Origin of the sequence: Acinetobacter sp. Ver3 (genome assembly GCF_000632455.1) — a bacterium.
GTDB lineage: Bacteria > Pseudomonadota > Gammaproteobacteria > Pseudomonadales > Moraxellaceae > Acinetobacter.
Window position 1 is genome coordinate 1 of the sequence record NZ_JFYL01000078.1, and the last position, 11,515, is coordinate 11,515.

General features: G+C 36.7%; 11 protein-coding genes and 1 pseudogene. 10 read left to right on the plus strand and 2 right to left on the minus strand.

Annotated features, from left to right (window positions below):
• Positions 1-34: 34 nt before the first annotated feature.
• Positions 35-847, minus strand: a complete 813-nt coding sequence (locus tag CL42_RS14110) for a M48 family metallopeptidase (protein WP_051586637.1) — start codon at positions 845-847, stop codon at positions 35-37.
• A gap of 1,111 nt (positions 848-1,958) precedes the next feature.
• On the opposite strand from CL42_RS14110, the gene dsbD reads away from it, so the two are divergent.
• The 3 genes and pseudogenes from dsbD to dsbG all read left to right on the plus strand — a co-directional run bounded on the left by dsbD (position 1,959) and on the right by dsbG (position 5,517).
• Positions 1,959-3,920 (plus strand): protein-disulfide reductase DsbD, encoded by a 1,962-nt coding sequence (dsbD, locus tag CL42_RS14115; RefSeq protein WP_035269951.1) that lies wholly within the window; start codon positions 1,959-1,961, stop codon positions 3,918-3,920.
• Positions 3,920-4,765 (plus strand): TlpA disulfide reductase family protein, encoded by an 846-nt coding sequence (locus tag CL42_RS14120; protein ID WP_035269952.1) that lies wholly within the window; start codon positions 3,920-3,922, stop codon positions 4,763-4,765. The genes dsbD and CL42_RS14120 overlap by 1 nt, the downstream gene beginning before the upstream one ends.
• A 20-nt stretch (positions 4,766-4,785) precedes the next feature.
• Positions 4,786-5,517: pseudogene (dsbG, locus tag CL42_RS14125) on the plus strand (thiol:disulfide interchange protein DsbG).
• Between the two features lie 117 nt (positions 5,518-5,634).
• On the opposite strand, the gene CL42_RS14130 reads toward dsbG, so the two are convergent.
• A complete protein-coding gene (locus CL42_RS14130) occupies positions 5,635-5,952 on the minus strand; it encodes an ArsR/SmtB family transcription factor (RefSeq protein WP_035269954.1) in 318 nt (105 codons plus the stop codon).
• Positions 5,953-6,054: 102 nt separating this feature from the next.
• On the opposite strand from CL42_RS14130, the gene CL42_RS14135 reads away from it, so the two are divergent.
• From CL42_RS14135 to CL42_RS17080, 7 genes are all read left to right on the plus strand, one after another.
• Positions 6,055-6,471 (plus strand): YeeE/YedE family protein, encoded by a 417-nt coding sequence (locus CL42_RS14135; RefSeq protein WP_035269961.1) that lies wholly within the window; start codon positions 6,055-6,057, stop codon positions 6,469-6,471.
• Entirely contained in the window at positions 6,472-6,888 is a 417-nt protein-coding gene (locus tag CL42_RS14140) for a DUF6691 family protein (RefSeq protein WP_035269965.1), read from the plus strand.
• Between the two features lie 14 nt (positions 6,889-6,902).
• On the plus strand, positions 6,903-7,796 hold the full coding sequence (locus tag CL42_RS14145) for an MBL fold metallo-hydrolase (RefSeq protein WP_035269978.1): 894 nt from the start codon (positions 6,903-6,905) through the stop codon (positions 7,794-7,796).
• 182 nt (positions 7,797-7,978) lie between these two features.
• Positions 7,979-8,395 carry a hypothetical protein gene (locus CL42_RS14150; RefSeq protein WP_051586638.1) on the plus strand — a complete coding sequence of 139 codons (417 nt, stop codon included), beginning with the start codon at positions 7,979-7,981 and terminating at the stop codon, positions 8,393-8,395.
• Positions 8,396-8,631: 236 nt separating this feature from the next.
• The gene (locus tag CL42_RS14155; RefSeq protein ID WP_035269969.1) at positions 8,632-10,077 is read left to right on the plus strand and encodes a cytochrome ubiquinol oxidase subunit I; all 1,446 of its coding nucleotides are present in this window, start codon (positions 8,632-8,634) and stop codon (positions 10,075-10,077) included.
• Positions 10,074-11,078 carry a cytochrome d ubiquinol oxidase subunit II gene (cydB, locus tag CL42_RS14160; RefSeq protein WP_035269972.1) on the plus strand — a complete coding sequence of 335 codons (1,005 nt, stop codon included), beginning with the start codon at positions 10,074-10,076 and terminating at the stop codon, positions 11,076-11,078. Before CL42_RS14155 ends, cydB begins: the two co-directional genes overlap by 4 nt.
• A gap of 11 nt (positions 11,079-11,089) precedes the next feature.
• Entirely contained in the window at positions 11,090-11,197 is a 108-nt protein-coding gene (locus CL42_RS17080; RefSeq protein WP_155757002.1) for a DUF2474 family protein, read from the plus strand.
• The last annotated feature ends 318 nt before the right edge of the window (positions 11,198-11,515 follow it).

The following is an 11,515-nucleotide window of genomic DNA, read 5'->3' on the forward strand; positions in this document are numbered from 1 at the left end:
CAACATAGCGTTGGGCTTTATTATTTATACTAAATTATCGTAATGCAGTGAGGTTGACATCCTTTTGATACATTTCGATCTGCATGACTTGTTCAGTTAAGAATGCTTTACGTTGGTCATTGCTCGGATGACTTGCAAACAAAGTTGATTGATCTTTATTCATTTTACGTTTGTTGAGATTTGCTTCGAATTTATCCCAAAATGTGAGTGCTGCGTTGTGATTGTAGCCCGCTCTCACCATCAAATCTAAACCAATCAAATCAGCTTCTTCTTCTAGATGACGGCGATGAGACATATTGGTTTGATTGCCTGATAAACCACTTGCAAGCCCGATGGCAGCCCCAGTTCCCATGGTTGCACCCATTAGACCTAAATTCATTGCTGCGAAACGAGAAGCCTTTTCACGACTATGGTTACGGATAATGTGTGCCATTTCATGCGCAATTAGGGTGGCTAACTCGTCATCAGATAAGTTTTCAAACATATATACAGCCGAATTAACTACAATTTGCCCACTTTGAAAGGATTGGGCATTCGGTTTGCTGCTGAGCACACCGTTAATTCGCCATTGAATTGGTTGACGACCTTGACGTAAATATTGATTAGCATGTGGGATTAAACGTGCCAAAATTTGATTTAAGCGTGGATCTTCAAGATATAAAGACTTAGTTTTCGCTTTCTTTTCAAATTTATTATAGCTACGGTTTGAAATTTTATTCCAAGCTGATTCCGGAATAATCATGAGTTGTTTGCGTTCGGAAGCTACAGTGCCTAATGATGTGGTTGAAACACAGCCAGTCGAGATTAATGCAATTGAACTTATAATACCAAACGCGAAGGATTTCATAATTACACCTTAATGATGGGATATTATTTGAGATCTAGCTTGATTTTTAATAGCTAGATTTCGTGTTTAATTATTGTTCAATATTTAGATTAATTTAACAAACATTATTTTAATTATTAATTTGAACGAATTAATATCATGGTGGTTATAATGAGGTTTGAGTCACAATAATATTTTTTTATTTGTTATTTTATTATTTAGATAAATTATTTTATTTATATATATTTTGTATTTTATTATATTTTTATTATATTATTTGTGATTGGATTAATATTTATTAAAATTAATAGTATATATAAATCAGTATTTTATGTTTTATTGTTGTTTTTTTAAATATTTAAGTGTGATTCTGTTTTTGAATTTAATTTAATATGAGAATAAATTCTCACTATTTTAGTTGAATATTGATAAATAACTCATAACGAAATATTTTGAAATTTCATTCAAGGTTATTAAAAATTAATTCTTATATTGTGAAGTTTTTCTTACATGTTGATTTGGTGTATTTTGTGATTTAATTCACACATATTATCGTTGGGTATTTTAATTAAATTTGGGTGAACTAATTATATGATTTTTTAACCACGAATTTTTTTGATCACAGTGTTATAAGGCCTGTTTGATTTTTGATAAGGTCTGAGCATCATTAATAAGCGCATGCTGCTTATCCTAGCCAATCGATACAACAGAAAACTTTAAGATAAATTCATCTAAACTTATTTTGTCTTCAGTCAATATAAGTATCAATTCGTTCAATTTCAAAGATGTTTTACCTGAACTTGAGTTTTCAGTACTCGTCATTCAATCGCATCGTATTTTGAAAGAATGATTAATCTTGATGTTGAGTAGTCGGTGAATCAAATGAGGGTTTCTTTGGTGGTTCGAGTCAAGTCTCAATCACAAACGCTGTGCCATGGTGATCAACAGAAATATTTAAAGAATTCCAACGGAATAATGAGATTTTTTGCGATATAAAGTTCATGTTAGGGCGAGTACAAATGTATGAGCGATCTCGAGTGACGATTGGCGTTGAAGCGGCATTTGTTTTATCACGCTTTCTTAATTCATTCGTTGAACTTTGAACGACTAGACAGGAACTGATACAGTCAATATGAATAAGTGGTTTAAGGGTAGTTTATTACTTGGTTCTTTGGTGAGTAATTTTGCATTTGCAGATTTTCTACCACCAAATCAAGCATTTCAATTTGAGGCAGTATCAGTCAGTCATCATCAAGCTGAACTAAAATGGAAGATCGCAGATGGTTACTATCTCTATCATGATCAAATCAAAGTTTCAGACATTCAAGGTCCTGTAAAGTTATCTCTACCACGCCCAAAAGAGAAAGATGATCCAAACTTTGGTATGACCCAAGTGCATTATCAGGATGTAATCAGCAATATTCCAGTCAAACCAAATCAAGAATTTAAGATTCAATGGCAAGGATGTGCTGAAAGTGGTTTATGTTATCCGATTCAAAGAACAACGATAACAACTGACAGCACAGGTTTATTCCCAGCGCAGCAAACTACACAAGCTAAGAAAGTTTTAAATCTCAAAGAAATTTCAGCGGCATCTAATGGAGTTGTAAATACTCGAGATGCACAAGAAAATGCTTCACCAAAAACAGAAACACAACTCATTTCAAAGGATAGTAATACAGTCTCAGATCGTAAAAATTTTAACGCTACTGCGCTTGAGCGAGATAAAACCGAATTTGGGGAAAATGATCCAATCAGTGAGGATCAATCCACGCTAGATGCAAATTTATCTAAAGAAAATCTGAATAGGCCAGCCAGTTTTTCGGGTGTATGGAACAACGATCAATTTTTTTTAAATTTGCTCTCTCAACAAAGTGTATGGCTTAATTTATTGGTGTTTTTAGGACTTGGAATATTGTTGGCATTCTTGCCTTGTTCATTGCCCTTAATTCCGATTTTATCAGGCATTCTTGTGCAAAATCACAGAGGATATCGTGCCGCGGTAATAGCTTTTATTTTTGTCACAGGGATGGCTATCGTTTATGCGTTAATGGGATTCGTTGTTTCTCAATTGGGCTATAGTTTTCAGCGTTGGTTTCAAAGTCCGATCTTCATCAGTATTTTTAGTCTGCTTTTTATTATTTTTGCTCTTAATCTTTTTGGTGCATTTCAAATCTCTTTACCTCAAGGAATGTTACAACGCTTAGATCTTTGGCAACAAAAACAAAAAGGTGGAACATTGATCGGTGCAGGACTCATGGGGATGATTTCTGCACTGATTGTTGGACCCTGTATGAGTGCTCCGTTGGCTGGAGCATTAATATTTGTCTCACAGATGAACCAACCTTTATTAGGGGCGACTTATCTTTTTGTTTTGGGCATTGGGATTGGTTTGCCGCTTTTTATTGCGGCAGTTTTCGGGACGCATTTTTTACCTAAACCTGGGGTATGGATGGATCGACTCAAGGTCTGTTTTGGTTTCGTGATGTTGCTTGTGGCCATTTATTTTGCACGGCCACTTATTCCAACCAGTATTTATCAAATTCTGATGGGTCTTTTACTTCTTGGATTCGCTGTATATTTACTCTGGAAAATGCGACCTTATGTCGAAAAAATAGTGGTTAAAAGCATCATCATATTACTCAGTCTTGGCATGATGTTTTTAGGAATGAATTATGTGCAGCAAGGGTATACGCACTCACTTGTAACGCAGGCCAAAACATTACATACATGGCATAAAGTCAAATCTGCTGCGCAGCTTTCAAATGTTTTGAACGCAAATCAAGGTAAAGCCGTAGTAATTGATGTTTACGCAGATTGGTGTGTTGCATGTCAACCGATAGAAAAAGAGGTACTTCCGCGTGAAGATGTTCAAGCCCAACTCAATGAGTTGGTTTTAATTAAATTAGATCTCACTCATTTTGAACCAAGCCAAGATGAACTGTTAAAAAAATGGCAAATTTTAGGTCCGCCAACATTTATTTTTTTAAATACGCAACATGATGAAATACGTGATCTGCGCTTGACTGGCACTTTTACTGCAACACAGTTATTAAATCGATTGCAGGAACAATCTGTCGGGATGGTTCAGTAATGATTTCATTTGATGGGATTCAACTTGGATCACTCATGTTTCCATGGGTTTTATTGATTCTATTCAGTGCGATACTGTTCATCAGTATCCTGATCAATGTTTTAGGTCATCACTATAAATGGACAGATACCCAAGTCAAAATCAGTAAAGATTCAGTGTGGACAAGCATCATTATTGGAGCAGTTGCCGCTAGAGTCATCTTTGTTATGTTCTATTGGGAGATTTATATTGAAAATCCTTTAGATATACTCAAAATCCAAGATAAAGGATTTAGCTTATGGAGTGGATTATTCTTCGGTGGGCTAAGCTATATCATTCTCAATCGAAGCTTACGAACAAAAATGAAAATCATTTTAGTTGGGGTGTTTTTATTTTGGGTAGCGATTGGCGTAACGATAAAAACTCAATACAAGGTTGAAAGTTTTTATCCTGACCTAAGTTTTCAGATACTCCCAACTGATCATAGTGAAAATAAGAATGAAGGGTATTTCACAGATTTTTTGGGTCAGCCTACAGTCGTTAATTTGTTGGCGAGTTGGTGCCCGCCATGTCATAGAGAGATGCCAATACTTTTTCAAGCACAAAAGGCTCATCCCAATATTCATTTTGTGATGCTCAATCAAGGTGAAGATATCACAACGGTTCAAAACTATTTACAAAAACACAGCTTCAACTTTAAAAATGTCAGACTTGATGTAAATGGGGAAATGCCCAAGCAGAGCAATAGTTTTGGCTTGCCAACTACATTGTTTTACGATGAAAAAGGTAAATTGGTGGATAGACATATGGGTGAGTTAAGCGCTGCAAAATTGCAAGAATATTTAATTAAAATGACAGCTGAGTAGAGCTAAAGGTTATGAAAGATATAAATAAATTAATATTGTTGTCTAGCGTATTTTTAATAAGTAGCGTCAGTTATGCGGATTTAAAAAAGCAGATTTCAGCAGAGGGCTTTGAGTTTGTAAAAGAAATTCCAGCACCAGCAGGTATGACAGGATGGGCAGGGCATATGAACCAACATCCAGGCACGGTTTTTATTTCTAATGATCAGAAATATTACATTATGGGTGATTTATATAATGCTCAAGGTGAAAATATTTCTATTGAAGCATTAAATACACATGTCAAAGACGCCGTATTAGATGATGTATGGAAGAGCATTGAAAAGTCGACTTGGATTCAAGATGGTGAAAATACAGCAGCACGCGTTGTTTATGTATTTTCAGATCCTAACTGCCTATATTGCCATCAATTTTGGGAAGCTGCACGACCATGGGTAAACTCGGGAAAAGTTCAACTTCGACATATACAAGTTGGTGTGATTCGAGAAGATAGTCGAGGGTAAATTGCCACCATACTTAACTCAAGTGATCCTGCTAAAGTATTTAATGACTACAATAAAAAGAAAGGTAAAGAGCGATTAGTTGTTACGCAAAATATATCAAAATCTTTAAATGAAAAAATCGACTATAACGAGTTACTCATGGATAAATATGGATTTTTTTCCACGCCAGCTATGGTATGGAAAAATCAACAAGGAGAGTTCAAGTCTATGCAAGGAATGGCAAAAGACTTGCAAGAAGTTTTTGAAAAATAGAATTTTTTGGTCGTTAGTACTCTTGAATACAAAACTTTAAAATTTAATACATGGTCATTTGCATGGAGAATATGATCGTATTTGAGTCTCATATCCACAACTGAAAGAATTGCAAGATTATGAAGTACGATCGCAATATAAGCGATAAAGTGTTTGCATAATGGTGAGGACTTTAGGATCACTCACTTGATAAAAAATTTGTTTACCTTCACGACGAGTCACCACCATTTCAGCTTTACGTAATACGGTTAACTGTTGTGAAAGTGTGGGTTGAAAAATTTGAGTTCGATTCTCAATTTCCTGAACGTTCAATTCACCATCTACTAAAATACAAAGTATCTTTAAGCGATCAGGATTCGACAGGACTTTAAGTCGATCGCTGACTTGATCAACTTGTGAAAAATCCATTTGATTGAATTCAACATCAGACGGCATTGGATGTTCCTTTGAAACAGAAGGATGCGTATGTTAAAGCATCTTGATTATTTTTCAAAATTATATAATATAAAAAAATATATTGTAAATAAGTAAATTGTTATGCATGATTTTGTGATTGCTTTTTTAGGTGGAGCACTACTCGGTTTATCTGTGGTTGGATACTTATATGTGAATGGTCGAATAGCAGGGATTAGTGGTTTACTCGGTCAAGTACTAAATCCGCATACAGTTTTCAAAACACCAGCATTGTGGTTTTTACTGGGTCTCAACATCACACCCTTTATCTATGGTATTTGGGTTCAGCCTGAAATTGAACTCGAAGCAAGTCCATTCATGATGATCGTGGCAGGTATTTTAGTCGGATTTGGAACACGTTTAGGTTCTGGCTGTACAAGTGGGCATGGCATTTGTGGTTTAAGTAGATTGTCCAAAAGATCTAGTGTGGCAACACTGAGCTTTCTTGTGACAGGCTTTATAACGGTTTATTTAATTCGGCATGTCTCAGGAGCATTCTAAATGAAAAACCTTTTTGCTTTTTTGTTTGGCTCACTTTTTTCCGTGGGGCTCATGTTATCTGGAATGTCGAACCCTGAAAAAGTTCTTAATTTTCTTGATTTATTTGGCGAGTGGGATGCAAGTTTGGCATTTGTCATGATGGGTGCCATTGTCGTGGCATTTATACCCTTTCAGATCGTAAGCAGAAGTGAAAGACCTTTAACTCTATTCAATGAGACGATTGATTTACCAAAGAACAATCAGCTTGATAACAAGCTCATCATAGGTGCTAGCTTGTTTGGTATAGGATGGGGCATCGCAGGCATCTGTCCAGCACCAGGATTAACATTGATTGGTTTAGGGCATTATCAATCACTCTATTTTGTGATTGCGATGTTGATAGGAGTTTTGATTCACCGTAAATGGATGGAAGCATAATTATGAAACTAGTGATGAAAGACGCCACTCAAGATCACATCAAGCCGCTAATTAAAGATTTTTTTGATCAAAATACCAATACATTTAGTTATGTCGTGGCCGATCCTGTGACATTAAGTTGTGCCATTATCGATAGTGTTTTAGATTTTGATGCTGCTTCTGCGACAACAACGACGGATCATGCTGACCAGATTATTCAATACATACATGAACAGCATTACAAGGTTGAGTGGATTTTAGAAACACATGTACATGCTGATCATTTGACCGCTGCGCAATATTTAAAATCTAAGCTGGGTGGCAAAATTGCCATAAGTCATCATATTGGAATTGTACAAGAAACATTTGGCTCAATTTATCAATTGGATATTAAAGCAATAAATGCACAGCAACCATTCGATTATTTATTTAAAGATCATGAGTGTTTTAAAATTGGAGAAATTGAAGCCTACAACATTCCAACGCCTGGTCATACACCTGCTTGTCTTAGTTATGTGATAGGTGATTCAGTTTTCGTGGGTGATACTATATTTATGCCAGACTATGGTACAGCTCGTTGTGATTTTCCACGGGGCAGTGCAGCAGAATTATTTGATTCAGTTCAAAAGCTTTATCAACTGCCTGATCATATGCGTGTATATCTATGTCACGATTATTTACCAGAAAATCGACACCAATATATGTGTCAAACGGATATAAGAACGCAAAAAGAATCGAATATACACATTCGAATTGATTCAAAAAAGAATGATTTTGTGGAAATGCGCAATAGCCGTGACGCGACATTGGGGATGCCAAAGCTCATTTTACCAGCCATTCAAATTAATATAAACGGTGGCAAATTTCCGCCCACTGAACACAATGGAGTATCTTATTTGAAAATCCCTTTAAATTGTTTTAAATTTTAAAGTTTAGCTACTTTTATTTTTATAAATATTATAAATACATGTTATGTGTAAAATTGAAAAAGGCTTTAAAAACAAGTTCAATAGGCGTATAGTTAAGTATGAAAGTTGATCAGCCTAGTCGGTTATTAACTTGATTTTTTCTATGTTTCTAAACACTCTTTATTTAAAAGAGTTGAGAGGAAATTTTGTTTAGATCTAGTGGACTCATCATTGCATTTGCAACGGTGTTATTACAGCTAGCGGTTTATTTACAACCGATCTTACCGGAGAAATTTCATATCGCTCCGGTATGCCTGTCTATTATGCATAATTTACTTTCTCCAGAACGCCATCAGCATGTTCATGAGACTTATCACGATCTCGTCCACCATTTGAGTGAACACGAACATCATCACGACCATAATCAAATTACTCACCAATGCCAATATTGCACTGTGTATGGAGACCTCGTCTTACCATTTGATTTTGGTGTAAAAGAAATTTTTGATCGCTTACAAGTTAAGCTGAGTTTCTACCGCAATTCTTTTTGGCACGTCTATTTTTCTCTACAGAAGCTCTATCTTCTGCCTCAAGGCCGAGCACCACCTTTTGGACTCTAATTGATTTAAACCTTGGATCATTTTGATCTTAATCAATTTATGTAGAGTTCAATCTTATGAAAAAAATCTTTAAACAGTCTGTAGCCAACAGACGGTATTCATTCATCCTCAAAAAAGTGAATTTAAAATCGCGTGTTATCGGAGTGATACATGACATCTACAATGTAATTCTGACTGTAGTTTTAAACTCAGTGAAGAACAACATTCACCACAAAATTCAACGATAAGGTGACGTCATGGATCTAGGACTAACAGCGCTTGAATTGGCGCGTATACAATTTGCATTCACTGTTTCATTTCACATTATCTTTCCAGCAATTTCGATTGGATTGGCAAGTTTTTTGGCTGTGCTCGAATGGCGTTGGCTTAAAACGAATGATCCTGTTTATCGAGATCTGTTTAAATTTTGGATCAAAATATTCGCACTTTCATTTGGTATGGGTGTGGTTTCAGGCGTGGTGATGAGCTATCAGTTTGGAACCAACTGGAGTGAATTTTCACGTATAGCTGGTAGTGTCACTGGACCATTGCTGACGTATGAAGTGCTCAGTGCGTTTTTCTTAGAAGCTGGTTTCCTCGGTATCATGTTGTTTGGCTGGGGGCGAGTTGGACCAAAGACGCATTTTTTTGCAACCTTAATGGTGGCAATAGGAACATGTATATCCATGTTTTGGATTCTGTCATCTAATAGCTGGATGCAAACACCTCAAGGCTTTGCATTTGAAAATGGAATAATCGTTCCTCAAGATTGGTTCGCGATTGTCTTTAACCCATCCTTTCCTTATCGATTAGCGCATATGGCACTGGCCGCTTTCTTGGTTTCAGGCTTATTGGTTGCCGCAACTGCTGCATGGCATCTACTCAAAGGACGCCGTGATGCGTTAGTTAAAAAGTCATTCTCAATGGCAATGTGGATGATCCTTGCTTTAGCTCCACTACAGATGTTTGTGGGTGATTTACATGGATTGAATACCTTAGAACATCAGCCTGCTAAATTAGCTGCAATCGAAGGTCATTGGGAAACCAATAAAGATCATGGTATGCCGTTGTATCTATTTGGTATTCCAGATATGGAAGCTGAAGAAACTAAATATGCGATTGGTATTCCAAATCTGGGTAGCCTGATCATGACACATACCCTTGATGGTGAGGTTAAAGGCTTAAAAGAATTCGCACCTGAGGATCGACCTAATTCAACCATCGTTTTTTGGAGTTTCCGAATCATGGTGGGTATGGGCATGCTCATGATCTTACTGGCTGTATTAGGTCTATGGCTACGTAAGACAGGCAAATTCTATGATTCTAAATGGTTGCACAAGTTTGCTTTGTGGATGGGGCCTTCAGGTTTTATTGCATTATTGGCAGGCTGGTTTACTACAGAGGTGGGACGTCAACCTTGGATTATCTATGGCGTAATGCGTACGAAAGATGCGTTATCTCCTGTCTCTGCTGAACAGGTTGGGCTGACGCTGATTATTTTTGTTGTGGTGTACTGCATCGTATTTGGTATCGGTATCTTTTATATGTTGAAAATGATGGTGAAAGGACCAGAATTTATTTATTCAACACCACATTCAGATGGCGAAGTGATCCGAGCGTCTAAACGCCCGATGAGTACCATTGATAATGAACAACAACTTGAAGCATCAAACAAGGTGAATGATCAGGAGAATTTGAAATGATTGATTTATCATTGATTTGGATTGTGATCATCGCACTAGGTGTGTTGATTTATGTCGTTCTTGATGGTTTTGATTTGGGAATTGGTATTTTATTTCCATTTGTGAAAGATCGCCAAGAGCGTGATGTCATGATGAATACTGTAGCACCCGTATGGGATGGCAATGAGACTTGGATGGTACTTGGTGGAGCTGGTTTATTTGCCGCTTTTCCACTGGTCTATTCGACTGTATTGTCCGCATTATATATGCCCATCACCTTAATGGTGATCGCGCTTATATTTCGTGGAGTCGCTTTTGAGTTTCGTTTTAAGGCTAATCGGACTAAAGCACTTTGGGACCAAGCATTTATTTGGGGTTCAATTTTAGCTTCATTTTTACAAGGTGTGATTTTAGGCGCTTATATTCAAGGAATTCAGACCACTAATGGTGTGTTCACGGGTGGTGGTCTGGATTGGCTCACTCCATTTTCACTCTTTACAGGTTTAGGCGTTGTTGCTTTATACGCGACACTCGGTTGCGGATGGTTAATCTTTAAAACGGATGAGCGTGTCCAAGATCATATGTACCGTCTGATGCCTAAGCTTATGATCGCGTTATTTCTAATATTTGGCGCTGTCAGTATTTATACCCCCCTTGTACATGACGATATTGCACAGCGCTGGTTTAGCCAACCACAAATGTGGTATTTCAGCCCCGTACCAATACTGGTATTGATTTTTACTTTCCTTGCGCTCAGAGCTTGTAAACGTCGTCAGGAATTTGCGCCTTTCATCTATACATTGGCTTTGGTATTTCTTGCGTATACGGGTTTCTTAATTAGTTTATGGCCTAATATCATTCCGCCAAGTGTAACGATTTGGCAAGCTGCTGCACCCCAAAGTAGTCAATTATTTGCTCTCATTGGTGCACTCATTCTAATCCCAATTATATTGTTTTATACCGCTTTATCTTATTGGGTATTTAGAGACAAGGTCCGTGTTGGTGACGAAGGTTATCACTGAGGAGAATGATAATGAAACTGAATCAAGCAGGGTGGTTTATTGTTTTATGGCTCGGTGGTTTTTTAAGTCTATTATTGATTGCTGGTCTATTTCGATTGCTCATCCAGTGGGCGTATTAATCTAAATCTTTAGACATCAACAATTAACCCATCATCTAGGTGATGGGTTTTTAATTTAAATACTAACGACTAATCGTTGTTGATCATAATTGGGTAATCGAAACTATGATATAGGCACAATTAAGCGGATTTTAGCTTCTAAACCAACGCTTTAAAAATTTACTTAAACAATTGATTTAAGATAAAATTAGAAGAATCATCTGAATCTTTGAGAATGATGAGTGACATCCTTTCAATCACTTATGACATAACTATCGCCGTTTTAAGGAATCACGAGACTGATATTTAATTGTCGTTGTTCATGGTCTAATTACTGTG

Bases quoted from the DNA above. Each gene is read 5' to 3' on its own strand.
- CL42_RS14110 (WP_051586637.1), bottom strand. From the start codon at position 847: ATGAAATCCTTCGCGTTTGGTATTATAAGTTCAATTGCATTAATCTCG.
- dsbD (WP_035269951.1), top strand. From the start codon at position 1,959: ATGAATAAGTGGTTTAAGGGTAGTTTATTACTTGGTTCTTTGGTGAGT.
- CL42_RS14120 (WP_035269952.1), top strand. From the start codon at position 3,920: ATGATTTCATTTGATGGGATTCAACTTGGATCACTCATGTTTCCATGG.
- CL42_RS14130 (WP_035269954.1), bottom strand. From the start codon at position 5,952: ATGCCGTCTGATGTTGAATTCAATCAAATGGATTTTTCACAAGTTGAT.
- CL42_RS14135 (WP_035269961.1), top strand. From the start codon at position 6,055: ATGCATGATTTTGTGATTGCTTTTTTAGGTGGAGCACTACTCGGTTTA.
- CL42_RS14140 (WP_035269965.1), top strand. From the start codon at position 6,472: ATGAAAAACCTTTTTGCTTTTTTGTTTGGCTCACTTTTTTCCGTGGGG.
- CL42_RS14145 (WP_035269978.1), top strand. From the start codon at position 6,903: ATGAAAGACGCCACTCAAGATCACATCAAGCCGCTAATTAAAGATTTT.
- CL42_RS14155 (WP_035269969.1), top strand. From the start codon at position 8,632: ATGGATCTAGGACTAACAGCGCTTGAATTGGCGCGTATACAATTTGCA.
- cydB (WP_035269972.1), top strand. From the start codon at position 10,074: ATGATTGATTTATCATTGATTTGGATTGTGATCATCGCACTAGGTGTG.
- CL42_RS17080 (WP_155757002.1), top strand. From the start codon at position 11,090: ATGAAACTGAATCAAGCAGGGTGGTTTATTGTTTTATGGCTCGGTGGT.